We start from the raw sequence: 25841 nt of genomic DNA, 5'->3' as shown, positions 1-25841 counted from the left end.
AATAAGGAGGAAACCAATGGGCCTATTACAAGACTTACAAAACCGCGTACTGATTGCTGACGGTGCAATGGGAACACTTTTATACTCTTACGGCATTGACCGCTGCTTTGAAGAATTAAATTTATCGAAAGAAGATGAGGTAAAGCGCGTGCACGAAGCATATGTGCAGGCTGGTGCAGACATCATTCAAACGAATACGTACGGCGCAAATTATATTAAACTATCCCGCTACGGCTTAGAGGAAGAAACAAAGCGTATCAATACAAAGGCGGTACAAATCGCAAAAGCAGCCGCAGGCTCCGCTTATGTCCTTGGAACGATCGGTGGTATTCGAACGTTTAACAAAAATGCCTACACGATTGAAGAAATTAAACGAAGCTTTAGAGAGCAGCTATACATTCTATTAAACGAGCAGCCTGATGGATTATTGCTAGAAACGTATTATGACATGGAAGAAGCGAAGGCCATTCTCCAAATTGCACGTAAAGAAACGACTCTCCCAATTGTCATGAACGTCTCCATGCATGAACAAGGTGTGTTGCAGGATGGAACACCGCTCAAGGATGGTTTATCTGAATTGTCTTCTCTTGGTGCAGACGTCGTTGGCATCAACTGCCGGCTGGGCCCTTATCATATGATTCAGGCACTCGAAGGCGTTCCAATTTTAGAAAATTCCCATTTATCAGTCTATCCTAACAGCAGTCTTCCCTCTCTTGAAGAAGGCAGACTCGTCTATGATACAGATAACGATTATTTCCGAAAAAGTGCACTTGAATTTAGAAATCAAGGCGCACGTATTATCGGCGGCTGCTGCGGAACAACGCCTCAGCATATTCAAGCAATGGCTGAAGCGGTCAAGGATTTAGCACCGATCACTGAAAAAGAAGTGAAAGTTTTAAAAGAAGAAATCATTTCGATTCAAGATCAGCGGACTGAACCAGGTCTTGATGAGCTCGCTACGAAAAAACGGACGATTATTGTAGAGCTTGATCCGCCGAAGAAGCTGAACTTCGAAAAATTTCTCGTCGCGGCAAATGAGTTAAAGAATGCAGGCATTGATGCCTTGACATTAGCTGATAATTCTCTTGCAACCCCGCGCATTAGCAATGTGGCTTGCGGGGCATTATTGAAACAGCAGCTTGATATGCGCTCACTCGTCCATATCACATGCCGTGATCGTAATTTGATTGGGCTTCAGTCCCATTTGATGGGTCTTGACACCCTTGGTTTAACTGATATTTTAGCCATTACAGGCGACCCTTCTAAGATTGGGGATTTCCCAGGTGCAACGTCGGTTTATGATTTAACCTCCTTTGATTTGATCCGGCTGATTAAGCAGTTTAACGAAGGCCTTTCTTTCTCAGGGAAACCGCTTGGCAAAAAGACCAATTTTTCAGTAGCTGGCGCGTTTAATCCGAATGTTCGTCACATTGATAAAGCGGTCAAACGTCTTGAGAAAAAAATCGAATACGGTGCTGATTATTTTATTTCACAGCCTGTTTATTCTGAGGAACAGCTTGTGAAAATTCATGAGGAGAGCCGTCATTTAGATAAACCGATTTATATTGGCATTATGCCGTTAACAAGCAGTCGAAATGCGGAGTTTATTCATCATGAAATTCCAGGCATCAAATTATCTGATTCCATTCGTGACATTATGGCGAGGGCTGGTGAGGATAAAGAAAAGCAGCGAGCAGAAGGCTTAGCGATTGCCCGCTCTTTATTAGATACAGCCTGTGAATTGTTTAATGGCATTTATTTAATTACTCCTTTCCTTCGATCAGACTTAACAGCAGAACTAACCACCTACATTCATCAGAAAGAAAAGGAGTCAAACATCCATGTCAACTATCACTGAACAGCTGAAGAAACGCATTCTCGTCCTTGATGGTGCAATGGGGACCATGATTCAAAATGCCAATCTCACAGCAGAAGACTTTGGCGGCGAGGAGTATGAGGGCTGTAACGAGTATTTGAATGTGACAGCCCCTCACATCATCCGCACGATTCATAGAGAATACCTTGAGGCAAGCGCCGATCTCATTGAAACGAATACGTTCGGGGCTACAAAGCTCGTCCTTGACGAATACGGGCTTGGCCACCTTGCCTATGAACTCAATGCACGGGCTGCCCAGCTGGCAAAGGAAGAAGCTGACCGTTTCTCCACGCCGGAGCAGCCTCGATTTGTTGTAGGTGCGATGGGTCCCACTACGAAAACATTATCTGTGACAGGCGGCACAACCTTCGATGAGCTCGTCAGAAACTATGAAGAGCAAGCACGCGCCCTGATTGATGGCAAATGTGATGCCCTTCTTTTAGAAACAAGTCAAGACATGCTGAATGTAAAAGCTGGTTTCAAAGGCATTCAGGAAGCCTTCCAGCAGACAGGTATTGAGCTGCCTCTCATGGTATCAGGTACGATTGAACCGATGGGCACGACCCTTGCTGGTCAGGATATTGAAGCCTTTTATATTTCTCTTGAGCATATGAAACCGATGAGTATCGGTCTGAACTGTGCGACGGGTCCTGAATTTATGACAGACCATATCCGCACGCTATCCTCCATCGCCAAGTCAGCAGTTAGCTGCTATCCAAATGCTGGTCTCCCTGATGAAGAAGGTCAATATCATGAATCCCCAGCTTCACTTGCTAAAAAAATTTCCGCCTTTGCCAAGGAAGGCTGGTTAAATATTGTTGGCGGCTGCTGCGGAACAACACCTGCACATATACAGGCATTGTCAGATGAAGTACGCACGATTCAGCCGCGTCACATCACGCATGAATCGTCTCAGCATACTGTATCAGGAATTGAGCCCCTACTATATGAGGAATCAATGCGACCTCTTTTTGTAGGAGAACGGACCAACGTGATTGGTTCACGCAAATTCAAACGACTCATTGCGGAACAAAAGTTTGAAGAAGCATCAGAAGTTGCTCGTGCACAGGTAAAAAACGGTGCTCACGTGATTGATGTGTGTCTTGCTGATCCAGACCGCGATGAGGCGGCAGACATGGAAGGTTTTTTACAAGAGGCTATGAAAAAAGTCAAAGCCCCTTTTGTCATTGATTCAACGGATAAACACGTGATCGAAAAGGCGCTGACATATTCCCAAGGGAAAGCCATCATCAATTCTATTAACCTTGAGGATGGCGAAGAACGCTTTGAAGAAATTCTTCCACTTGTGAAGCTGTACGGTGGTGCACTTGTTGTCGGCACGATCGATGAAACAGGGATGGCTGTAACAGCAGAACGAAAGCTCGAGATTGCGGTACGCTCTCATGATCTATTAACGAAGAAATATGGCATTCCCGCAAGTGACATCATTTTTGATCCACTTGTCTTTCCAGTGGGGACTGGAGACGAGCAGTATATTGGCGCTGCCGAAGAAACGATCAAAGGCATCAAAATGATCAAGGAAAACCTGCCTGAGTGTCTGACGATTTTAGGCATCAGCAACGTGTCTTTTGGACTCCCGCCTCTTGGGAGAGAAATCTTGAATGCCGTCTACTTGTATCACTGCGTCCAAGCAGGACTTGACTACGCCATTGTGAATACAGAAAAGCTTGAACGCTTCGCTTCTATTCCAAAGGAAGAAATCAAGCTCGCTGAAACGTTGCTCTATGAAACAAATGATCAAACCCTTGCTGAATTCACCCAATTTTACCGCGGCAAAAAGAAAACGGAGAAAAAACCAAAGATCTCCTTATCGCTTGATGAAAGGCTGGCACTCTATGTCGTCGAAGGAACAAAAGAAGGTCTTATCGATGATTTATCCCTTGCTCTACAGCAATTTGAATCACCACTTCATATCATCAATGGTCCGTTAATGCAGGGAATGGCTGAGGTTGGTCGTCTTTTTAATCAAAACGAACTGATTGTGGCGGAAGTTCTTCAATCGGCAGAGGTCATGAAGGCTTCTGTATCGTATCTCGAACAATATATGGAAAAGCAGCATGCAAGCGGGAAAGGTAAAATTCTACTTGCCACTGTAAAAGGAGATGTCCATGATATTGGGAAAAACCTTGTCGACATCATTTTGAGTAATAACGGCTTTCAAGTGGTCGACCTCGGAATCAAGGTGACACCGCAAACATTGATCGAAGCTGTGCAAAAAGAAAAGCCAGATATGATTGGATTATCAGGATTACTCGTGAAGTCAGCCCAGCAAATGGTCCTCACCGCTCAGGATTTACAAAAAGCGAATATTTCCGTGCCTATTTTGGTCGGTGGTGCTGCACTTTCTCGGAAATTTACGAAAATGAAGATTTCGCCTCATTATGACGGACCGGTCCTTTACGCAAAAGATGCCATGGACGGCTTATCTTTAGCCAATGAGTTAAAAGCAAATCCTCTTCAATTTCAAATAAAGCCCGATGAAGAGCCTGTGTCTCCTGTCAAAGAGAAAGAAACAAAGCAGCCACAAGCTGTCATTGAATTACTAGAAAAACGTGCGGCGCTCCCTGAGGCACCTATTTTCACACCAGAAAATACGGCACGTCATTATGTAAGAGACATCGATCTGCATCACATTATGCCTTATGTGAATGAACAAATGCTTATTGGCCACCACCTTGGATTAAAAGGAAAGGTGAAAAAGCTGTTGGCTGAACAGCATCCAAAAGCATTGGAATTAAAGCAGCTTGTCACAGATCTTCTAAACGAAGGCAGAGAGAAAAACTGGTTTGCGCCTGCTTTTGTCTATCAATTTTATCCTGCCAGTTCTAACGGAAATGATCTGCACATTTATGATCCCAAAGCGCCTGACCGTATCATTGAAACGTTCCAATTTCCAAGACAGGAGAAGCTTCCATACCGCTCCATTTCTGATTATGTGCGGGGAAGCGGTGAAAAGGAGAAAGATTATATTGCCTTATTTGCCGTCACAGCCGGAGCGCGTATACGTGAAGTCGCGCAGCAATTTAAGCAAGAAGGAGATTATTTAAAAATGCATGCGGTTCAAGCTCTGGCGCTTGAGCTTGCAGAAGGGTTAGCCGAAAGAACCCACCAAGTGATTCGTGACAAATGGGGCTTCCCTGACCCAGTCGATTTCACAATGGAAAAACGTTTCCAAGCGAAATATCAAGGACAGCGCTATTCCTTTGGTTATCCCGCTTGCCCAAACCTTGAAGACCAAGAAAAGCTGTTCAAGCTGCTTCAGCCTGAAAAAATCGGCATCCATCTGACAGAAGGATTTATGATGGAACCTGAAGCATCTGTTTCAGCGATCGTCGTTTCTCATCCTGAAGCTCGATATTTTAATGTTCATTAATGCAGGATCTCCGAAATTGGAGGTCCTTTTTTGATGGGAAGATTAGATAAACTTCAATTTTTACACTATACCTTCTTATGGTACGATACACATAGATGAATTCAGCTAAGAAGGAGTTGCATGTCATGACAAACGTTGTTCAACGAGCATTAACACTCGATGACATACCAGATCTTATCGCATTGTCACAAGAGGTAGACTGGCCTGATTACAATGCGGAAGAGCTCACATCTCTTTTAACAAGTGGGTATTTCACAGGTTTTTCAACAGCGGATGGACAAGTCATCTCATGTGCAGGACTTTTCCAATATGATCGAATGGCTTCAATTGGTGCCGTCATTGTATCTAGGACACATCGCGGCTTAGGTCTTGCAAGGAAAATGATTGACACTCTGCTAGATCAATGTGATCACAGCATTCCTGTCTTTTTAACCGCGACTGTTCAGGGGCGGCCTGTTTACAAAAAAATCGGGTTTCACACGGCTGGTTACATTACGACTTACAAAGCACAAAACCCGAACCAAGAAGCGCTTCGTGTGTCAGATGACATTTACCTGTCTCCTGCCGATGAATCGCACCTTCCGTGTATTGAAGCACTAGATGAAAAAGCCGCAGGCACAAATCGATCAAGCTTTTTAAAAAACCGGATGAACCGGGCAGCGCAGCGTATCATTGCAAAGAATGAACATCACGAAACAACTGGCTTTGCGTTCGGCGTTGAAACACCTGCCAATTTAATGATTGGACCGCTTGCTGCAAATGATGAACTTACAGCTCTCTCGCTGGTTCGTTCGCTCATTTCGTCTTATTCGGGTCCGATTCGTTTAGATATGCAGGAAGAAACAGCTGAGCGCCTCCATGAATCACTTGTTGAAGCAGGTTTTACGAAAACAAACAAAGCTCATTTTATGATGATTCGCGGAAAAGAAAAGCTGAACGATCCCGCCCTTCTTTATTTCCTTGCCTCTCAAGCATTTTCGTAATATATAAAAAGCTGTAGACACTTGATGTCTACAGCTTCAGATTGTTGACAAAGGGCTAAAATGATCTTTATTTTAGCCCTTTGTCTTCTTTTCAACGTGATTGAAAACCTTTGAAGTCTAGGAAGGCCGAGCACTGGCGCGGAGCGAATTTGCAATTCGTGAGCACCAGCGCACAGGACTGACAAAGAATGCGAGGGTTTGTCTACACGCTGAGCTGTAGACACTTGATGTCTACAGCTTTTCTATTACTTCTCACAGGTGGACGAAAGAACATGTGCGAGTGCATTTGTGACCTTTCCATGCTCTGATGCATGCGGGCGGTCATCTCCGTCTCCATACCCATAATCAATCATTCGATTACGATTTAAGCACAGCTTTGTCAGCTTCGGCTGGAATAGATCAAAGAGTTCAAAACGGTCCTTCAGCTGTGGGAATTGCTTTTGATACTGCTGAATTTGTTCGGCAAGCAAGCTCCAAAGTGTCACTTCATCTAATAGCTGATGGTTCTCTAACACGTTTGATACGTAACGCAGGTTGCAAATAAACAATCCTGTAAAGATAAACTGCACTAAGCCTTCCGGCGGTTCACTCCGCAGCACTTCTTTTAAATCGTCTCCTAGAGAAGCCAATTCAGGCAGCGGCTGATCACTAATGTTCACATCGTCAACAAAATCTTTGATCGCCAAACGATGAGGCTGATGATCTTTTAACACAAGAATCGTATTTTGTCCGTGCGGTGAAAAGACGGTGCCGTATTGATACATAAAATGCAGCAGTGGCGGCATGACCACATGGAAAAATTTCGCCATCCACTCTTTAGCTGAGAGACCTGATTTTTCAATCAGCTGTTTCACAAATGGCTCACCTTCATGATCCTCATAGGTGAGTGCCGCAAGTGTAACAGGGGTCTCTCCTTCATCTAAGTACGAGTAAATACTTTCTCTAAAAATCACACCGAGCATCTCAAGATATTGATACGGCGCACCAGGTAGTTTGCTATAGTAAGGATGATCGACATTAATACTTGCATTCTCACCAGGTAATATCACGCGGCAGACATCAGATAAAAATGAATCTTGGTCCGCAATCCCTTTAATATGCGCTGTAATACGAGGGGCAATGACTGTCCGTTCTGACGGAAGTCCCCGGTACACAAGCGTATTTAAAATACTCATTGGCAGTTTAATATGATGCTTGCCTTTATTTGAGATGTTCGTAAAAGTTCTGATCGACTGCTGCGGGATATATTGGTCCAGTCCCTCTCCTACATACACAATCCGGCGCATCGCCAAATCTTCCGGGAAATGCTGAATAATCATGTGTGTCCACTGCCACTTATGAACAGGCATCAAATAATAATCAGCTACAATCAATCCTTCATCCTTTAGCACGCGGTGAAATTGACGGATCGTGACTTCATCTAACTCTTTGGCGATTACCTGCTCATAGTTTTCATGATCGACTGCATGGAATGTCGCAAGGTCCCGGTGAACAGCAATCCAAGACAGCTGCACACTTTCTTGCCTTTCAGGTGCGTAGGCTAGGTAGTCATCGTAACTGAATCCAATGCGTCCTTTGTTATACACAATCCAAGGATGGCCTGTCATCTCTCCTTCAATCCATGCATAATCAGTATCTGTTAACTCATCCGCACGAAGTGCTTTTTTCGAAAGCAAATGGACATCCGCTAACAGGGTATGGTGAAGCTCTTTTATAAGATGTCCTGTTGTCTCAGAAGACATTGGAATGAGCGGCTGAATGTCTAGTAAAAACACGATTGCACTGACATCCTTTGACCATTTTCCATCTTGACAGCACTCGATTGATTCAGCGATTGTATCAAAACTATCAAACAAACGAGGTTTTGCAAGATAGCGATATTTCTTCTGTTCGTGAATAATTAATTCATACTGAGCAATGCCATCCTTATGATCTAGCTGCACGGGATGAAGCATATCCTCATACATGTATTCAGACAGCATTTTTGCTACCATTCGCTGGTTTGCCTTTTTCCAAGCAGCAGGATTCACCGCTTTTTTCAATTCATCTTGTACACTCATCGCTTCATCCTCCTTAACCTTTGATTTCTTCAAATGTGTTGACGTTCATACGTGTACCAAATGTCTGGAAGACGTGCTTTTGATAAAGTGGATACACAGTTTGACGAGCAAGTTCATTGATAATCACACTATTTCGGTAAGCACCAAGCCCTAAATCCGGGGCGCCAACACCATGTGTATGAAGCTCTGCATTTTGGACAAATATATCATTTTCACCCATTGTATTTGTTTTCAAGCGATATTCACGTTCAACTTGGAACCGTCCTTGATCGTCCCATTGAATGTGATGAGAAATTGGGTTGATAAACGGCGGCAGTACCGATTGATAGCCCGTCGCCAGCACGACAATATCTGTCTCGTGGGTAAAGGAGTCCTCCTTGACCCATTGCGTGCATGAAAGGGACAAGCCGCGAGATGTTTCCTCAATCAAGTTAACCTCCGTCATCGCTTGAAGCACTGTATTCAACTGCTTTCCGCAGGCAGAACGTTCATATAGCAAATGATAAATATCACGGATCATTGCAGAGCTGATGCCTTTATACAGCAAGTCCTGCTGCTTTAACAACGCATCCTTTTTTGTTTGCGGAAGCTCATAAAAGAAATCAATATAATCTGGAGAGAAATATTCAAGACCAAGGTTTGAATATTCCATTGGGAAAAATCCTTTAGAGCGTGTGAACCAGTGAATATCCTTAGCCTCATCATCTGATAAAATATCATAGAACACTTCTGCCGCACTTTGACCAGAGCCGATCACTGTCACAGATTTCCCTTTGAAACAGCCTTCTTTTTTTCGTTTTAAATAGTCGGCGGAATGAAAAACCTTCTCTCCTAAAGCTGGCTGGAGCGATGCTGGTATCGCCGGCTGTGTACCAATTCCTAAGACGAGATGCTTACTTTCAAACACCTCTACCGTTTGGTCTTTCACATGACGAACATGCACTTCATAACGCTTTTCTCCTGCTTTCTCGATCAATGAGACAGATTCGACGTTCATGCCAAATCGGCAAGAGTCTAACTGGTCTGCGACCCAGCGGCAATAATGACTATATTCCTTGCGCGGGATATGAAAATCCTCTAGAAAGTAAAATGAATACAAACGGTTTTGTTCCTGTAAGTAGTTAAGAAAGCTATATTTACTTTTCACATCTGCCATACTGACAAGGTCCGCTAAAAAGGGAACCTGCAGTGTCGTCCCCTCAATAAGCATCCCTGGGTGCCAATGAAAGGCTTCACTTCTTTCAAAAAACAAAGCGTCAATATCATTTACCTCTTCAGATAATGCGGCAAGACCTAAGTTAAACGGACCAATGCCGATTCCTATTACATCCACTACATTATTTTGCTTGTTGAACCGCGTCATGGTTATACTTCCTTTCGAATCGTTCTCGATCACAAAACATCAAAAGACCGGTTTTATCGGGTAAATTGACTGGTTTTACACGTTCAAAGCCGCATTTTTCAAATACATGGATCATTTTTTCATTGCGAATATCCGGCTCAGCGACGATTTTTTCTGTTCGTTTGTTCTGCTCAAATTGAAATGCTGTCATGGCCTGAAGCAGCGGGGCTGCAAAACCTTTTCCCACATAATCCGGCTCCCCTATTAATAGATGGATTCCTTGATCATGCGGAGAAGGCTGATAGTAAGATTCAATGACATCACCTTTGACGTTGTACGCCTCAAAATAACTCATGGGTGTCCCATCAATTGTGCCTAAATAAAGGGTTTGATGCGGATCATGAATTGCCTGATAAAAATGCTTTTCAAAAGCAGGAAACGGAATATTCAAATGCCAAAATGGGTGAACATACTCCTCTTGCATCCACTTGTGGACAAGCCGGACATCTCTTTCATATTCAGCCCGAATAAAATGAATACGATGCCTCATCCAATCAGCGCCTCCTTATGTAAAAAAAGTGGATTCAAAACAGCTGTGTAACGAGACTGTGTTTCCAGAGATCCTGTCAGCTCATCCATATCTTCAAACCGTGTCAGCAAATTCGCTTTTGAAGGGAGTTCCTTTAAGCGAAGTAGGCTGTTTGTCAGTTCAGATGCACCGTATGTTTCCTCATGAGCGAGCAATGTGTCTCTCACAAGGGCGAGCAAGTCTTCTTCTTTCGCCAGACCTTCTGTACCAAAGCCGTTAATAAGACCAAATAAATGATTAAAGAAGAAATAATAACGCAGTCTCTCAACGGCTACTTCATCTGCACAAATCGTTTCACTTCTCACGCTCAGGTTTTGGACAAGATTTGCGAGTTTATCCTTTTTCGATTCACTATAATAGTAGCCTTGGTTGTCACGATAATAGAAGGTGTGCGGGTAACCATCCTTCATTTGCACAACAGCGTTTTGCTGATGGGCTTCAAGCGCAAGACCATACGTTTCAAACAGCCAAAGCATCGGTTCTAACGAAATGGTTAAATATTGCTTAAACCAATCTTGGCTTACATCATTCGTTGATCGGCCTTCTGCGTCTGCAAGGTCATGAATGATCCCTGCTAATCGCGATTTTCCACCATACGCATGATCCTGACACAATCCAGCAATTAAGCTCGCTCCTTTTTCACGATGTAAAAATGGATTTTGACGAATGACTACTTCAAAGCCAGATTCCGCCTCTTCTCCTTGAATGGATAAATAGGCGGGATCTTCAATGACCCGGAATCCAGAAAATTTGTCGTATAAAGAAACGCCTAATTCTGTTTTTAAAATGCGCGACATCTCTACACCGCGATCGAGTTCCTTTTGTTTATTAACACGTAAGGAGTTTGTAATTTTCACAGGAACAGAGAATTTGAGCATGTAAGCAGAATCCTTTTGATAGACGGTTCTGAAAGATGAGGTCGCTGTGTATTCAGATCCCATCGGGCCTAAATAAGAGAGTTTCCCTTCCTCTATATAACGGTTCACGAACGCTTTCTCCATGACCACCTTCACTTGAAGCGGATGAATCGGAAGGAGCACATATTCTCCGTTTTCTACTAACGTATTCAGCCTCTCTTTTTCTTCTGGCACTTGGCGCAAGAGCTCCTCTAACATTAGACTTGCCGCAGACTGTGTAATAGACGAATCCTGAAGCACAATCGAATGATGCGCTTTAAAGTAATGAAGCTGGAAAGTCCCTTTCAGCTCAGGAGAATAGATTGCTTCCTCCTCCTCTGTCATTCCTTGTCTGCTTTTTGGGGTAGGATGCGTTAAATGACCAAGGAGAAGTGACTGCTCAGCCTCGATATACTCAAAATCGGCTTCAGAAAGAGCGGATCGATCACTTTCTCTCTCCTTTAAGAACCGTTCAATATTTCGGCAGCTTAAAATGATGCGAAGCATGAATTCATCCTCTGCATCTGTACGGCCATATTCAATGAGAAGCTCCTTTGAACATAAAGCAACAAGTGTCGTGTAATCGACGATTGCGCCCTCTTGTTCACTGCCTTGCGGGCGAAAGCGAATCGGAAAATCAAAGAGATGACGGCCAACAGATGAAACATATCGGATCGGAATCACTAGCTCTAGATCTTGTTTTGCTAGTTTTGCGATGAAGACAAACGAGCCATCTGCTCTCACCTCTTTTTTTGCAGATCGATCGATTCCTGTTTCGCGTAAAAAACAGTTTAAAAAGCTTTGCATGGTTGCATTTTCAGCCATTTGTTTATATTGACTCAACGTAGTACCCTCCCGGATTGAATATGAGCAATCCCGATATCAACGATGTCAGAAAGGATTTCCTCAATATGTGTGATTGTCGTTCTTGGATTTAACAAAGTGAATTTTAAGCATGTTCGGTCATTAACCACTGTTTTTGCAATGACAGCAGTTCCTTTTTTGAATAATGTCCGATGAATGATTTTATTGACGTCATCTGCTTGGTCGTCATCCTTAAATCGGAACACAACTGCATTGATTTCTGGCTCAGGATTGATCACTTCAAGGTCATCATTTCTCTCAATAAGCGCAGCCACATCCTTTGCAAAATGAATGGTATGGTCAATAATGTCTCCAAAGCCTTCTTCTCCAATTAAACGAAGAGAAAGAAGTAATTTCAGGGCATCAAACCGGCGCGTCGTTTGGACAGATTTATTGACGAGATGTAGAATACCATCGAGCTCGTCTTCCTTTGGATTAAGATAATCGGCATGATAATTGATCAAACCAAAATGTCTTTTATCCTTTAGCAAAAATGCCCCGCAGGATATCGGCTGATAAAATTGTTTGTGAAAGTCAATCGTGATTGAATCAGCAAGCTCAATACCGTCTAACTTCTTTCGGTAGGTTTCGCTTAGTACAAGTGCTCCGCCGTAGGCAGCATCTGCATGAATCCAAAGACCGTATGGCTTGACGAGGTCATATACCTCTCGAACTGGGTCAATACTGCCAAAATCCGTTGTCCCGCAAGTGGCTACTACCGCAAACGGCAGCAAGTTCTGCTCCTTCAACTCAGCCAGCTTCTTTTTCAAATCAGTGAGGTCCATTCGATGATGCTCATCTGTCTCGACTAGTACGACTGCCTGTTCTCCTAAACCTAACTGGGAGGCAGATTTTTTCACAGTGAAGTGAGCATTCTTTGAGCAAAGGATTCTCAGGCGGTGAGATTCACTTGGTAAGCCTTTCTGCTGAACATTCCACTGCCATGTGTTTTCACAAAAGGCATCTCTCGCCAGAAGCAGCCCCATGTAGTTAGATTGAGTTCCACCGCTTGTAAATGTCCCATCTGCTTGGCCGCCATAAGAAAACTTCGCACATAGCCACTTGAGGATTTCTTCCTCAACCAAAGAAGCAATACCGCTTTGATCAAAGGAATCCATTGATTGGTTAAAGGAACTTACCATTACCTCTGCGGCAAGTGCAGGAATGAGCGGTGGACAATGCAGATGTGCCAAGCATTTAGGATGCGATACATCAATCAAATGCGGTAAAAGATGTTCTTTTATATCTTGAAAGACAGATTCAATGGATTCTCCAGACGGTTGAAATCGGAATAGCGATTCGACACTAGCCGCTAATTTCCCAGGCAATATCCCACTGTATGGTCCTGTGTCTTTTTGCCATTGATCCAGTAAGCTGTCGATAGATGTATGAAGAGCCGCTTGGAAGGACTCTCTTCCAAGCTGGCTTTGATTGATAAATAATGAATCCACTGGAGCCTTAGTTGATTGCATCGTACACGGCCTCTTTAAAAATAGCGATGACTTTTTCAAGCTGTTCTTCTGTCATAATGAGTGGTGGCAGGAATCGAATGACACTTCCGAAACGGCCTCCTGTCTCCACAATTAACCCTTTGTCGAAGCAATTCTTTTGAATAAGACTGGCCAGCTCTGGATTCGCTGGATAGCTTCCGTCAACATCCTGTTTCTCATTTGGATTGACTACTTCAACGCCAATCATTAAACCTCTTCCTCGAACATCACCGAGAGCAGGGACTTGTTTTTGGATGTCTTTGAGATGCGCCTGCATACGATCTCCTAACCGTTCTACATGATCAAGCAGGTTATTTTCTTTGATAAATTTAAGCGTAGCGGTTCCAGCAGCCATTGCCATTTGATTTCCTCTAAATGTTCCGATATGTGCACCTGGATTCCATTGATCTAAATCTTGATCATAAATCACCACTGAAAGCGGCAGGCTTCCACCAATGGCTTTTGACAGCACAATAACGTCAGGTACAATTCCTGCATGTTCAAAGGCAAACATCTTCCCTGTTCGGCCGATGCCTGATTGAACCTCATCAATAATGAGTGGGATCCCTTTTTCTTTTGTGATTCTTCTCATTTCTTTCATCCATTCAATCGATGCTGGAATGGAGCCCCCCTCGCCTTGCACTGCTTCAAAGATCATGCCGGCTGGCGGAAGAATACCACTTTCAGGATCATTTAATACGCGCTCAATATACGAACTTGAAATGCGGTGCGAATCCCTCCCACCAATGCCAAATGGGCAGCGATATTCATATGGGTAAGGCATAAAATGAACATCAGGTATTAACCCTTGCACTCTTTCCTTCGGAGATAAATTCCCACTTAATGACATCGTGGCATGTGTCGCACCGTGATACGCACCATGGAATGATAGAATGCTTCGATTCCCTGTCGCTGTTTTGACTAATTTAATCGCTGCTTCTATGGCATCACCACCAGTTGGTCCACAAAATTGAATTTTGGCTCTTTTTGCAAACTCTTCTGGCAAGTGAGAAAAAATTTCATTCACAAATTCTTCTTTAATTTCTGAGGTTATGTCCAGCGTATGCAATGGTCTTTTTTCATGAAGCATACGTTCAATTGCATCTATAACAACTGGATGATTGTGACCAAGTGCAAGTGTTCCTGCGCCTGCCAGACAGTCGTAAAACTCTCTACCATCCGCATCTGTCACGATCATACCTTCGGCTTTTTGCATGGCTAATGGGAACCGTCTCGGATAAGACCTTGCATTCGATTCTCTTTGACTTTGCTGCTCCAAAAATTGCTGATTTTTAGAAACGGTTTTGATGGACATAATAAAACACTCCTCCAATTGATAAAGATTATCATTTTCATTTACTAGCCTAGAGGATGTGAGATATGAAAGTCAATTGTATTCAAAAAGATGATTCTAAAAGCATATGAATGCTATATTCTCTATTTAACGAGTAATTTCGTGTCATTTTGACAAACCTCTACTGCTATAAGGAGAATAAACGCGTGAGACGGAATAATGTAGAAAAAAATTACAAATCATTTTTCCTGGTTCTTTTGTTCTATTCATGACAAAGCACTTATTTTATATGGGAAAGTGGATGAAAGTGATGTAGAAAAGGAAAAAAAGAAACGTCATTCTATATTGATATAAATGGTTATAATGGTATAATTTCTCTGAAACAAAAGGGGATGGAGAGGGATATGATGATTTTAACAAAGCATGATCTTCACCACTACTTAGCTCAGGACAAGAAAGCATTAGCCATTAAGCGCAAACGACCTAAGCGGTTTGGAGATGATATATGGAAATATCAAAGGATTTTACGAAAATATGAATACTATTCTAATAGTGGTGCTACAATTCGCAAATGGCTTTATCGCTATTTACATAAAAAGAAAGGCATGCAGCTTGGTTTTGATATCCCGATTGGTGTCTTCGGCCCCGGTCTTAGAATCAATCATACGGGTCTCTTAATTGTGAACAAGCATGCAAAAATTGGGGCATTTTGTGATATTCATCAAGGGGTGAATATTGGTCAGAATCATCATGAAAAAGATGTACCAACCATTGGGGATCATGTGTGGATCGGCCCAGGTGCTAAGCTGTTTGGGGATATCTATATTGCAGATCATATTTCAATTGGAGCAAATGCTGTGGTAAACCGTTCCTTCCACGAGGAGAAAATTGTGATTGCAGGTGTGCCGGCGCAAAAGGTAAAAGAAAAAAGCCCTTCATCATGAAGGACCTACCTGATAAAAAAGAATGATACCGATCAAAACAGAGATGAGCAGCATGAGGTAAAACAAAATCGTTAAAATAAGAATGGTCCAGCCAAGTCCCTTCCTCTCTGTCTTGATCAAATAAATACCGAGAACGATCGTACTAAATAATATACCTAAAATGGCCCACAGCCATTTGTCTTTATCATGCTTTGGCGCATCAAACCATAAATAAATGGCAACAGCAAGTGAAACGAATAACCCTGTAAGTCTCACGTCCAAACTCCTCCTTATGTACACTCGTGCTTTCTATTATGCGTTTGAATATCCGATAATCAGCAATAAGAAATAAAAAACATAGACTAGAATGAAAATAGAATAGATGATAATGGACACGATCAGAACCGTCCAGCCCAATCCTTTTCTTCCTGTTTTGATCAGGTATATTCCAAATGTAAAGAGCCCGAATAAAAGGCCTAAAATCGCCCACAGCCATTTATTCTTTCCTTGTTTAGGCGCATCTACAAATAGGTAAGCGCCCACTATGATCGACACAAACCATCCGGTAATCCAACGCAACTCATTCGCCGCCCTTCTTTTTTAGATTATTCAATCATAAGCTACTTTTGTACTAAAAAAAAAAGGAATTATTCTGTTGAATATTGCAGAAGGCTTTTCCATTCCTCACGCAGCATCCCATAGCGCATCGAATCATAATATTCTCCTTGATAGTAACGGACCTTTCGCAGCCTTCCTTCAAGGACAAATCCGCATTTCTCTGCGCACCGCATCATTCGTTCATTTCCCGACCATGTAGTAAGACCAATTCGAGGAATATCAATGTGTGTAAATAACTCATCTGTCCATAGACTTAACGCCTTTGTCCCAACGCCACCGCTCCAAAAACGCGAATCATAAATGAGGATGCCGCATTCAAGCCACCGTGTACGTTCATTCTCCCAATAATATGACACGGTGCCTTTGATTTCGCCGTCTATTTCAATACCATATAGCTTTGGCGGAATGGATGTATCCTGTAAGTATCGTTTTTTAAATGCAGCAAGCGGGATTTCGTGTTCATGAAAATATGGGGCATTCCACTTTCGATAGGACTGGTCTGGTGCTTTGAATCTTAAATACCATACCATCTCTAAATCAGCTTCATTTAATGGTCGTATGCTCACAAGCTTTTCCTTTTCCCTTTTCATCTGTTCACGTTCCTTTACTTTGTCGTTCTTTTTGCGAGATGACGGTACTCGATAGGCGTCATGCCTTCGTTTTGACGAAACAGCTTAGAAAAATAAGTAGGGTCATCAATGCCTACCTGTTCAGCAATCGCTGCGATTTGATTATTCGTTGAAGCAAGCATGCTTTTGGCTTTTTCGACCTTGAGACGATTGATGTATTGGGTTGGCGTGAGTCCATATACCGTCTGCATGCATCTTGTCATGTAATCAGGATGATAGTGCAGTTTCTCTGCCAGCTCTTCCATTTGTAGTTTCTTCATAAAGTGACGCTCAAGATAATGAACCACTTCTGAGGCGACATTCTCCTTTGCACTTGGAATATGAAATGCTTCTTTTTGTAAATGAATGAGCAGTTCTTCAAACTGAAGCTGTTTTTTCAGCGGCAATTCAGACGCGTCATCATTTAGTGCCCGCATCTGTGCAAGGTGCTTTTCAAATACATTTCTCCCCTTCACTTTTCCTATACGGGGCAGGCTAAATTCATATGTTGCCGGCTTTTCAAAGGTGGCTTGATTTTGTTTCATATCAAACCAGTGTTCTCTCGGCCGATTCGTCAAATCAAAAGGATCAATCGAAAAATGAAGCCACTCATAGTGCGTTTCTTCTTCGCATGGCAGGTGTCCGCCATGTGACAAGCCTGGTGAGAGAATGATATATTCTCCTTCTTTTACGTGGTGAGCCTCCCTGTTTTCTGTGATCCATAGCTGCCCTCTTGTGACATAAAGAAGATCAAACACGGTAAAGGTTCTAGAGATATGTCTTTCTCCTTCATAAAATACGCCTTTGCCAGAAACGATATAAACCGGAAACGGCGGTACAGTAAATGTAATAAATCGATTCATATTCATCCCCTTATGAAGTCGGATTTCTCCAATAAGTTTCGGTTTCATCTCTTCTTATTATAGTCGATGCAAGGTACACTATAAATCGGATTTATACGAAAGGAGGTTGATTGATGAAACCTCAATCACTGCCAATTCAAAAAGTTCAAGCTAGGGGGAAGAAAAACCACCCTTCATTATTTGCATTAACTTGGCCTATTTTTATTGAAATCTCTTTATATATGCTCATGGGAAGCGCTGATACCCTCATGCTCAGCCAATATTCCGATAATAGTGTTGCCGCAGTTGGTGTAAGCAATCAGCTGTTGAATTTATTGATTGTCATGTTCAGTTTCATTACAACTGGAACGACGATTGTGATTGCGCAGCTTTTAGGAGCAAGCCGCAGGCAGGAAGCGGCTCAAGTCGCCTATGTCTCGCTAGGGACCAATTTCTTGATTAGCTTTGTTATTAGTCTTCTCATGTTTGTATTAGCTGTCCCCATCTTACATCTGATGGGCCTATCAAGTGAGCTCATGCCGGATGCGACTGTATTTTTACAAATTGTCGGGCTGCTTTCCTTTATTCAAGCGCTCATTATGACGTATAGTGCTATTTTAAAAAGCTATGGATATACAAGAGATACGATGTATGTCACCATCGGAATGAACTTGCTAAATGTTGCTGGTAACTATTTGGTGATTTTCGGTCCGTTTGGCTTCCCTATATTAGGTGTCATGGGGGTCGCTTTTTCAACCTCACTCGCTCGATTGATCGGATTAATGGCCATGATCCTCATTGTACGCCGCCGAATTGGATTACGCTTTTCACTAAAGAAGATGTTTCACATCCAGCGGACATATTTAAAAAAGCTGCTAAAGATCGGGATTCCTTCTGCTGGAGAGCAGCTTTCTTATAACGGCTCCCAAATGATTATTACACTGTTTATTACATTTATGGGGACGCAGGCATTAGCAGCAAAGGTTTATACTCAAAATATCATGATGTTCATTATGCTATTTGGTGCAGCCATTAGCCAAGGGACACAAATTTTAATCGGACGCCATATTGGGGCGAAGGAATTCGATGCTGCCTATCACAGATGCATGAAAAGTTTATACTGGGCCATTGGCATCTCCCTTCTTTCTTCCACTGCTTTATCTTTATCATCGACGCATTTACTTACTTTCTTTACTAGCAACAGCGAGATCATTCAAACAGCCGCCACCCTCCTCCTTTTGACCATTATTTTAGAACCGGGCCGTTCGTTTAATATGGTCATTATTAATTCCTTGCGGGCTGCCGGGGACGCGAAGTTTCCAGTGTATATGGCGATGATTTCAATGTGGGGCATCGGGCTTCCGATCGCTTACTTGTTAGGCATACAGCTTGAGATGGGTCTCATTGGAATTTGGATTTCTTTTATCGTGGATGAATGGGTGAGAGGCATCTTTATGTATAGGCGTTGGCGTTCAAGGGTTTGGACGGAATATCGCTTTTCATCCACATAAAAAGGACTGCGGGTGCAGTCCTTTTTACTTAATACCTTCTAAAATAAGTGCTTTTTCTTGGTTTGAAATAAATGATCGCTGTGTAAATACGCGGTATTCATTTTCTCTTGTTTTATCTAAAATGGCTTTATAAAAGTGAGCAGCTGCTTTCACTGGTATACGTGAATAAAGCGGGAATTCATGAAGATGGTCAAAAAACTCCTCGTAGTATGCCTCTGCCTCAAAGGCAATGTACTCCCATACGTGCTGAAATGCTTGATTGACAATGCCTTCTTGCAATTCTTGCTCTGTATATCCGAATTGATCCATGACTTGCTTTGGCAAATAAATGCGGTCTCTTTCAGCCTTATCCTCGCCAATGTCACGAAGAATATTGGTCAGCTGCATGGCAATTCCTAATGAAATCGCTGCTTCTTTTAGCTGTTCTTTTTTACGCGGTGCAATAATAGGAAGCAGCATAAGTCCAACGGTACTAGCAACATGGTAGGAATAAATGAGCAGTTCATCTAACGTATCATATCGATGCTGCTCTAAATCCATCTCCTGACCTTGGAGCAAGTCACGGAACGGTGCTTCATCCATACGAAACTCTTGAAATGTATGTTCCAGCGCTACCCACATCGGATCATTCCGATCTACCTCACCTTGTAAAAATCGATCAAACGTCTCTCGAAAGGAGGCAAGCTCCTCTTTTGGCGAGGGTGACTCATCTACAATATCATCTGCTCTTCGGCAAAAGGAATACACGGCCCATACAGCCTGTCGTTTCTTTTTAGGCAGCATGGAAAAGGCACGGTAAAACGTTTTGGAATGGGTTTGAATGGTCTCCTCACACAATTTCAATGCTGTTTGTACATCAACCACTTAGTTTCACTTCCTTTCTGTCATTCAAATCTTTTAACAGCACAGATGTCATCAGCTTCGCACTTTGCATCACGATCGGCACTCCGCCACCAGGATGGATGGAAGCACCTACCGCATAAAGATTATCGGTCTCAGCTGCCTTCACTTGCGGGCGGAACACACCTGATTGAAATAAGTTAGGCGCAAGTCCAAAGCTGCCGCCTTCAAACAACCCTTCCCGCAAGGAATCATTTGGTGTTCTGACTTTTTTCCAGACAATCGACTCTCGCAATCTCGGAAAGCCTCTTTTCTCAAGACGATCCACCATTTTCTCTACAAAATCTGTCTCCTCTTCCCAGTTGATATGATCTCCTGAGGGAACGGGAATCAGCAAATATAAAACACTACAGCCTTCCGGGGCAAGAGATGGATCAATAATCGATGGATTAAATGTATAAAACGACGGATCTTGAGGGATCGTCTTCGTTTGAAAAACCTCTTTCATATGCTGTTCAAAGTGTTCGCCCATAAAGAATTGGTGAACAGGCGCATCATGGTACATTTTGTTTAACCCAACATACACCATCACACAGCCAGAAGATGGCACGTATTTTCGCCGATCTTGTTCGTCTAAACTAAGCTGTTTTAACGCAGCCGGATAATCTCCGTTGATGACAAAAGCATCAGCTGCTATCTGGTCGTCAATGACTTTTGCTTTAACCACGCGTTTCCCCTCAAACTCGAGCTCCGTGACTTCAGCATTTTTTCTCACATGCACACCCATTTTCATGAGCTGTTCTTCTAATATATCTACTAAACTCGCATAGCCGCCTTTTAAATAGTAGATGCCATGTGCGTGCTCACTATATGAAACAAGCGAATAAATAGCAGATGCTTCATATGGATTTCCTCCGACATAGAGGGTTTGAAGTGCATATGCATCTCGCAGGCGTTCGTCTGAGAAATACTTTTTCAGAGCACTTTGAACCGTGCGATACGCCTTTAATTTCATTAAAATCTTCATATTTGCTTTTGTAAAAAATGTCCGCTTTTCATGAAATGATTTCTCTAAAAAGGCTTGCTGTCCTTCTTGAAACCGGTCTGTCATTTCTTCCATAAACCTTAGGAATCCTTGATCTTCCTTTGGAAATACACGTCTGATTTCCTCTAGCTGACGAAGTGCATCAGAATACTTCGTGTAGGAGGTTCCATCTTGAAATTGAATCGTATACAGCGGATCAAGCTGCAAAAGATCAAGAGATGCTTCGTCAATTCCTACCTCATGTAAAATACCTTTTAACATAGCTGGAAGTAGGACAATGGTCGGACCTTCATCTACTTTATATCCTTTCTCACGTACAAAAGCAAGTCTTCCGCCAAGTCGTTCATTTTTTTCGACAAGCGTCACATCATGTCCAGCTCTTTTTAAATAAAGTGCCGAGATCATCCCGCCAATACCGCCACCTGCAATCAATATATGTTTTTTCATGAGGCGCTCCCCTTTTCTTCTTGCGGCAATGTTTTGTGCGTATGTTTCTCTTTTGAAAGAATCGCATTTGTCGTGATACGTGCTGATTCTAAAATGGTCGGCAGTCCACTTCCTGGATGCGTTCCTCCTCCTACAAGCCAGCAATGATCCAATTCATCAAAATCATTGTGCGGCCTTAGAACCATCATCTGCGTCAGCTGGTGACCAAGGTTAAAAGTGGCTCCTTCGTATACGTAAAGGTCTTCCTCCCATTGCTTCGGTGTGATCATCCGCTCGACTTCTATATGCTGCCTTACATTCTTAAAACCGGTTTTTCGCTCCAGTGTATCCAGTACAAGTTCTCTGAATTCATCTTGATGCGCTTCCCAGTCAATGCTGCTTTGATTATTGGCAACGGGTGCTAATACATAAAGAGCTGACTTTCCTTTTGGCGCAAGTGAGTCATCTGTGACACTAGCATTTTGAATATAAATAGATGGATCATCTGGCAGCTCATATGTTTTCGTAATGCCTTTGACGAATTGCGCATAATCATCAGAAAAAACGATAGTATGATGGGGCTCCTCATATATGGTATCTAATCCCAAATAAAGCATAAAGGTCGAGCATGAGAATTTTTTCTTTTTTAATTTTTTCTCGCTATATTTCTTTAAAAGTCCTGGCTCTACAAGCTTTGTCATTACATGTGCAAAATCTCCATTTACGACAACCTCATCTGCCTCTATTTCTTCCCCCGATTCTAAGCGAATGCCCTTTACTTTCCTGCCTTCTGTCAGCAACTTTTCGACGCCGGCTGACAAATGAATCGTTGCTCCAGCTTCAACCGCTGCTTTTGCCATCGCTTCTGACAGCTGATTGACCCCGCCCTTCGGATGGAACACACCTGTGTCATGCTCCATAAATGATAGAATGGAAAAAGCACCCGGGCATTCCCACGGTGACATGCCTAAATACTTTGATTGAAATGTAAAGGCATATTTCACTGATTCATTTGAGAAATAATCTGACAGTACATCATATAAACTCTTATTCAATGAAAGCTGCGGAAGTGCTTTGAGCACCTTCGGACGCAAATAATGATGAAAACGATCCATTTTACTTTGTAATATAGGTGTAAGTCGATCCATTTTGCGTTTCGTATCGTTCATAAATCGTATATACCCTTCTCCCTCTCCAGGTGCAAAGGCTTCTAACCGTCTATACATTTCTTCACGATCTCGTATCATATCTAGCTGATCGTCTCGGAAAATCAATCTATACATTTCTTTTAATTCGATCACATCAATATAGTCATAAAGATTTTTACCAGCAAAGGTGAACAGCTCCTCTGCAATATGAATCATGCTGAGAAAGGTAGGACCTGTATCAAACGTGAAATCACCAAGTTGAAACTTAGAATTACGTCCGCCAACAAAGGGCTGTTTTTCGTAAACATGAACATCGTGTCCTTTGCTTTGAAGCATCATAGCTGCCGCAAGTCCCCCTGGTCCTGCTCCGATCACAATGATTTTCATTATCCTTTTTCCTCCAAATTAATTCACTTTAAGTTAATTATACAAATTAGAAAGATTAGATCAACTTTCGATGTGCTCTATTTGTCTCATGTTATGTATCAAAAAAAGCCGGCTTCCCTTCAACAAATGTAAGAAAGCCGGCCCTTTATTACGCTTCTATATCAATTCGATACGTCTCAAACCAGTGATGAATCTGCGCCAGATGAGCGATTAATTGCGGGCCCTTCATGAGCTGGCCATACCAAGGCACTTGAAAGGATGCTCCTTCCGTTTCAATCAACTGCTTTAATTGATGTGGATCTAGAAATTCATGGAGAACAGAATCTTTTTGCGCAAGGCAACCTGTTAACATCTCTTTTACAGCCTGAGTATAGGCTGGATGATGTGTTTTCGGGTAAGGACTCTTCTTGCGATAAAGCACTTCATTCGGTAAAATTCCCTCTAATGCTTTCCGTAAAACCCCTTTTTCACGATTTCCATGCATTTTCATTTCCCAAGGAATATTCCATACATATTCGACAAGGCGATGGTCCGCAAATGGCACACGTACCTCAAGACTCGCCCCCATACTCATCCGGTCTTTTCGATCTAGCAGCGTTGTCATAAACCAGACCATATTTAAGTAAAAAAGTTCTCTCCGTGCTTTATCTATTCCAGTTTCTCCATCTAAAAGAGGCGTTTCAGCCACGGTTTCTTCATATTTGCTTTGTGCATATTCTCTTAGTGACAGCTTTTTTTGCCACGAGTCTTGTAAGAGCTGCGTTCTAGCTTCCGTCGATCTCATCCAAGGAAAACCATTCGTTTCATTTGCCGAATGGAACCAAGGATAGCCTCCAAAAATTTCATCCGCACATTCACCTGACAAACCGACCACAAAGTCCTTTTTAATTTCTCGGCAGAACCAAAGCAAGGAAGAATCAATATCTGCCATACCCGGTAAGTCTCGGACCTCAACCGCTTCCTTTAAATAAGCAGCCAGATCCTTTTGTCCAATGATGCAGCTGTGATGATTCGTTTGAAATGCCTTGGTCATGCGGTCAATCCATGGACCATCTGCATTCGGCTGGAACTGACTTGCTTCAAAGAATTGATCATTCCCTTCGTAGTCAACAGAATACGTATGAAGCGGTGCTTTCCCTATTTTCTCAAAGTGCTTAGCGGCAATGGCGGTAATGGCACTCGAATCGACGCCACCCGATAAAAATGTACAAACAGGCACATCAGAGACAAGCTGCCTTGTGACGGCATCTGTAAAGAGATCCTTGACGTGCTGTGCGGTGTCATCAAGTGAGTCCGTATGCGCCTTGCTTTGGACATTCCAGTATCTCCACACACATAGTCCGTCTTTTGAATAGGTCAAGGCATGAGCAGGTCTCAGCTCTTTTACCCCTTTAAACACTCCTTGGCCTGGTGTTCTAGATGGTCCTAGACCAAAAATCTCCGATAATCCCTCATGATCGACTTTTGCTTTCATATCAGGGTGAGCAAGAAGCGCTTTGATTTCTGAACCAAATAAAAAGGAATGATGACGTTCTGTATAGAAAAATGGCTTGACGCCGAGCCGGTCTCTCCCTGCAAATAATAATTCACGCTCACTATCCCAAATCACAAATGCAAAAATACCATTAAAATGGGTCACACACTCTTCCTTCCATTCTGTGTAGGCATGAAGAAGTACCTCTGTATCAGAATGCCCAAGAAAGCGGTGGCCCCTTTTTAACAATTCCTTTCTTATATCCTCTGTGTTATAGAGCTCTCCATTATATACAACGGTATAAGCATGGTTTTGATGTGTATATGTCATCGGCTGTTTTCCGCCTTCTACATCTACAACCGCTAACCTTTTATGCCCAAATAGAACGTGCTCACTTTTCCACGTATTTGTATCGTCTGGCCCTCTTTTAGATAATGTATCTGTCATTTGATTGATTACATGATCCTGTTGGATGAGCTGCTTTTTAAAGTCTGCCCAGCCTGTTATTCCACACATCATCATCAGCTCCCATCCGTTTTTCCTCAAGTGTTCTCATTCAGCCTTTCTTAGTTTATGCATCGTCTCCTCGATAGTTGATTTGTCCTTTTTTCTCGGGCGTATAGGACAAGCTTGTTTTGGTAAGAAAAAGAAAGAGGAAAGGAGCGTCTGCAAATGGAAAAACGAATGAAGCAGCTTGAACGCTGTAGCCGAAGATGGTGTAGCGGGTATTTACTCATTGAAAATGGGCATTGTCTGATTGAAGATGAAGAAGGAGAACTCATGCTGCCAGAAAGTCTTCAAAGCACGATGATCTGTTTGAAGGAGAATGATAGGTGGATAAAAGGAGAGCTGCTCGGTTCCATGATACTTCATGAAAATGGACAGCTGTTAGAAGTACAAGGCGGTGAAGAAATTCAATATACGGCATCACTCGCCAAAGGCTTGCTTGACCTTCTCATGTTTGTTCCTGAAAACGTCTTTTATGAAATCATTGCACAGATCGAGCAGCTTGGCTTTTCCGTCTATGATTGTGTTTTCTCCTCCTTTCATTCTTTTCAACGAGTTACTTTCTTTCAGTTTTCGACAGATACACAATCGCTTGCCCTTCAATCTCACCACGACTCAACTGCAGGTCAAATTCGGTTTGAATGGACCACTTCTGACGGTCACCGGTCGGTTTCACAGTTTGATGGCATATAAAAAGGACACTGCTTCGTATAAGCAATGTCCT

At 42.6% G+C, this 25841-nt stretch carries 20 protein-coding genes; 6 read left to right on the top strand and 14 right to left on the bottom strand.

Going from position 1 to position 25841, the window contains the following annotated elements; all coding sequences use genetic code 11:
• Window positions 1–16 precede the first annotated feature (16 nt).
• The 3 genes from MHH68_RS05480 to MHH68_RS05470 all read left to right on the top strand — a co-directional run bounded on the left by MHH68_RS05480 (window position 17) and on the right by MHH68_RS05470 (window position 6253).
• Entirely contained in the window at window positions 17–1858 is a 1842-nt protein-coding gene (locus tag MHH68_RS05480) for a bifunctional homocysteine S-methyltransferase/methylenetetrahydrofolate reductase (RefSeq protein ID WP_339165472.1), read from the top strand.
• The gene (gene metH / locus MHH68_RS05475; protein WP_339165470.1) at window positions 1842–5270 is read left to right on the top strand and encodes a methionine synthase; all 3429 of its coding nucleotides are present in this window, start codon (window positions 1842–1844) and stop codon (window positions 5268–5270) included. The genes MHH68_RS05480 and metH overlap by 17 nt, the downstream gene beginning before the upstream one ends.
• A gap of 125 nt (window positions 5271–5395) precedes the next feature.
• Window positions 5396–6253, top strand: coding sequence for a GNAT family N-acetyltransferase (locus MHH68_RS05470; protein WP_339165469.1), 858 nt, complete (start codon window positions 5396–5398; stop codon window positions 6251–6253).
• Window positions 6254–6498: 245 nt separating this feature from the next.
• On the opposite strand, the gene MHH68_RS05465 is transcribed toward MHH68_RS05470, so the two are convergent.
• The 6 genes from MHH68_RS05465 to MHH68_RS05440 are packed head-to-tail and all read right to left on the bottom strand — an operon-like array spanning window position 6499 to window position 14809.
• Window positions 6499–8313: an IucA/IucC family siderophore biosynthesis protein gene (locus MHH68_RS05465; protein WP_339165468.1), complete on the bottom strand. Its 1815-nt coding sequence runs from the start codon at window positions 8311–8313 to the stop codon at window positions 6499–6501.
• A 13-nt stretch (window positions 8314–8326) separates the two neighbouring features.
• Complete coding sequence (locus tag MHH68_RS05460; RefSeq protein WP_144462366.1) at window positions 8327–9676, bottom strand: lysine N(6)-hydroxylase/L-ornithine N(5)-oxygenase family protein; 1350 nt, start codon at window positions 9674–9676, stop codon at window positions 8327–8329.
• Complete coding sequence (locus MHH68_RS05455; protein WP_061407324.1) at window positions 9651–10205, bottom strand: GNAT family N-acetyltransferase; 555 nt, start codon at window positions 10203–10205, stop codon at window positions 9651–9653. Before MHH68_RS05455 ends, MHH68_RS05460 begins: the two co-directional genes overlap by 26 nt.
• Entirely contained in the window at window positions 10202–11983 is a 1782-nt protein-coding gene (locus tag MHH68_RS05450; RefSeq protein WP_339165465.1) for an IucA/IucC family protein, read from the bottom strand. The genes MHH68_RS05455 and MHH68_RS05450 overlap by 4 nt, the downstream gene beginning before the upstream one ends.
• Window positions 11980–13476: an aspartate aminotransferase family protein gene (locus MHH68_RS05445; RefSeq protein ID WP_339165463.1), complete on the bottom strand. Its 1497-nt coding sequence runs from the start codon at window positions 13474–13476 to the stop codon at window positions 11980–11982. Before MHH68_RS05445 ends, MHH68_RS05450 begins: the two co-directional genes overlap by 4 nt.
• A complete protein-coding gene (locus tag MHH68_RS05440; RefSeq protein ID WP_058014339.1) occupies window positions 13463–14809 on the bottom strand; it encodes an aspartate aminotransferase family protein in 1347 nt (448 codons plus the stop codon). Before MHH68_RS05440 ends, MHH68_RS05445 begins: the two co-directional genes overlap by 14 nt.
• 383 nt (window positions 14810–15192) lie before the next feature.
• On the opposite strand from MHH68_RS05440, the gene MHH68_RS05435 reads away from it, so the two are divergent.
• A complete protein-coding gene (locus tag MHH68_RS05435; protein WP_235567023.1) occupies window positions 15193–15732 on the top strand; it encodes a serine acetyltransferase in 540 nt (179 codons plus the stop codon).
• On the opposite strand, the gene MHH68_RS05430 is transcribed toward MHH68_RS05435, so the two are convergent.
• The 4 genes from MHH68_RS05430 to MHH68_RS05415 all read right to left on the bottom strand — a co-directional run bounded on the left by MHH68_RS05430 (window position 15727) and on the right by MHH68_RS05415 (window position 17800).
• The gene (locus tag MHH68_RS05430) at window positions 15727–15987 is read right to left on the bottom strand and encodes a hypothetical protein (protein WP_081042294.1); all 261 of its coding nucleotides are present in this window, start codon (window positions 15985–15987) and stop codon (window positions 15727–15729) included. The genes MHH68_RS05435 and MHH68_RS05430 overlap by 6 nt on opposite strands.
• A 36-nt stretch (window positions 15988–16023) precedes the next feature.
• Window positions 16024–16290, bottom strand: a complete 267-nt coding sequence (locus MHH68_RS05425; protein ID WP_339165461.1) for a hypothetical protein — start codon at window positions 16288–16290, stop codon at window positions 16024–16026.
• A 68-nt stretch (window positions 16291–16358) separates the two neighbouring features.
• A complete protein-coding gene (locus MHH68_RS05420) occupies window positions 16359–16919 on the bottom strand; it encodes a GNAT family protein (RefSeq protein WP_339165459.1) in 561 nt (186 codons plus the stop codon).
• Between the two features lie 14 nt (window positions 16920–16933).
• Entirely contained in the window at window positions 16934–17800 is an 867-nt protein-coding gene (locus MHH68_RS05415) for an AraC family transcriptional regulator (protein ID WP_339165458.1), read from the bottom strand.
• Window positions 17801–17913: 113 nt separating this feature from the next.
• Here MHH68_RS05415 and MHH68_RS05410 point away from each other — a divergent pair, with 113 nt between their 5' ends.
• Window positions 17914–19290 carry an MATE family efflux transporter gene (locus MHH68_RS05410; RefSeq protein WP_339165456.1) on the top strand — a complete coding sequence of 459 codons (1377 nt, stop codon included), beginning with the start codon at window positions 17914–17916 and terminating at the stop codon, window positions 19288–19290.
• A gap of 24 nt (window positions 19291–19314) precedes the next feature.
• Here MHH68_RS05410 and MHH68_RS05405 read toward each other — a convergent pair whose 3' ends face one another.
• The 4 genes from MHH68_RS05405 to asnB all read right to left on the bottom strand — a co-directional run bounded on the left by MHH68_RS05405 (window position 19315) and on the right by asnB (window position 25126).
• The gene (locus MHH68_RS05405; RefSeq protein ID WP_339165454.1) at window positions 19315–20154 is read right to left on the bottom strand and encodes a phytoene/squalene synthase family protein; all 840 of its coding nucleotides are present in this window, start codon (window positions 20152–20154) and stop codon (window positions 19315–19317) included.
• Window positions 20147–21622, bottom strand: a complete 1476-nt coding sequence (gene crtI, locus MHH68_RS05400) for a phytoene desaturase family protein (RefSeq protein WP_339165453.1) — start codon at window positions 21620–21622, stop codon at window positions 20147–20149. The genes MHH68_RS05405 and crtI (MHH68_RS05400) overlap by 8 nt, the downstream gene beginning before the upstream one ends.
• Complete coding sequence (gene crtI / locus MHH68_RS05395; protein WP_339165451.1) at window positions 21619–23136, bottom strand: phytoene desaturase family protein; 1518 nt, start codon at window positions 23134–23136, stop codon at window positions 21619–21621. The genes crtI (MHH68_RS05400) and crtI (MHH68_RS05395) overlap by 4 nt, the downstream gene beginning before the upstream one ends.
• Before the next feature lie 148 nt (window positions 23137–23284).
• Window positions 23285–25126 carry an asparagine synthase (glutamine-hydrolyzing) gene (gene asnB, locus MHH68_RS05390; RefSeq protein ID WP_306011968.1) on the bottom strand — a complete coding sequence of 614 codons (1842 nt, stop codon included), beginning with the start codon at window positions 25124–25126 and terminating at the stop codon, window positions 23285–23287.
• Window positions 25127–25282: 156 nt separating this feature from the next.
• Here asnB and MHH68_RS05385 point away from each other — a divergent pair, with 156 nt between their 5' ends.
• On the top strand, window positions 25283–25810 hold the full coding sequence (locus MHH68_RS05385) for a DUF2777 family protein (protein ID WP_268466943.1): 528 nt from the start codon (window positions 25283–25285) through the stop codon (window positions 25808–25810).
• Window positions 25811–25841 lie beyond the last annotated feature (31 nt).

This window comes from Bacillus sp. FSL K6-2841 (genome assembly GCF_037976435.1).
In the GTDB taxonomy this organism is placed as follows: domain Bacteria; phylum Bacillota; class Bacilli; order Bacillales; family Bacillaceae; genus Bacillus; species Bacillus pumilus.
Note: the sequence above shows the minus strand (reverse complement) of the source record. Positions and strands in the feature narration are given on the sequence as shown.

Coding starts and splice junctions, on each gene's coding strand:
- MHH68_RS05480 (WP_339165472.1), top strand. CDS start 17: ATGGGCCTATTACAAGACTTACAAAACCGCGTACTGATTGCTGACGGT.
- metH (WP_339165470.1), top strand. CDS start 1,842: ATGTCAACTATCACTGAACAGCTGAAGAAACGCATTCTCGTCCTTGAT.
- MHH68_RS05470 (WP_339165469.1), top strand. CDS start 5,396: ATGACAAACGTTGTTCAACGAGCATTAACACTCGATGACATACCAGAT.
- MHH68_RS05465 (WP_339165468.1), bottom strand. CDS start 8,313: ATGAGTGTACAAGATGAATTGAAAAAAGCGGTGAATCCTGCTGCTTGG.
- MHH68_RS05460 (WP_144462366.1), bottom strand. CDS start 9,676: ATGACGCGGTTCAACAAGCAAAATAATGTAGTGGATGTAATAGGAATC.
- MHH68_RS05455 (WP_061407324.1), bottom strand. CDS start 10,205: ATGAGGCATCGTATTCATTTTATTCGGGCTGAATATGAAAGAGATGTC.
- MHH68_RS05445 (WP_339165463.1), bottom strand. CDS start 13,476: ATGCAATCAACTAAGGCTCCAGTGGATTCATTATTTATCAATCAAAGC.
- MHH68_RS05440 (WP_058014339.1), bottom strand. CDS start 14,809: ATGTCCATCAAAACCGTTTCTAAAAATCAGCAATTTTTGGAGCAGCAA.
- MHH68_RS05435 (WP_235567023.1), top strand. CDS start 15,193: ATGATGATTTTAACAAAGCATGATCTTCACCACTACTTAGCTCAGGAC.
- MHH68_RS05420 (WP_339165459.1), bottom strand. CDS start 16,919: ATGAAAAGGGAAAAGGAAAAGCTTGTGAGCATACGACCATTAAATGAA.
- MHH68_RS05415 (WP_339165458.1), bottom strand. CDS start 17,800: ATGAATCGATTTATTACATTTACTGTACCGCCGTTTCCGGTTTATATC.
- MHH68_RS05410 (WP_339165456.1), top strand. CDS start 17,914: ATGAAACCTCAATCACTGCCAATTCAAAAAGTTCAAGCTAGGGGGAAG.
- crtI (WP_339165453.1), bottom strand. CDS start 21,622: ATGAAAAAACATATATTGATTGCAGGTGGCGGTATTGGCGGGATGATC.
- crtI (WP_339165451.1), bottom strand. CDS start 23,136: ATGAAAATCATTGTGATCGGAGCAGGACCAGGGGGACTTGCGGCAGCT.
- asnB (WP_306011968.1), bottom strand. CDS start 25,126: ATGTGTGGAATAACAGGCTGGGCAGACTTTAAAAAGCAGCTCATCCAA.
- MHH68_RS05385 (WP_268466943.1), top strand. CDS start 25,283: ATGGAAAAACGAATGAAGCAGCTTGAACGCTGTAGCCGAAGATGGTGT.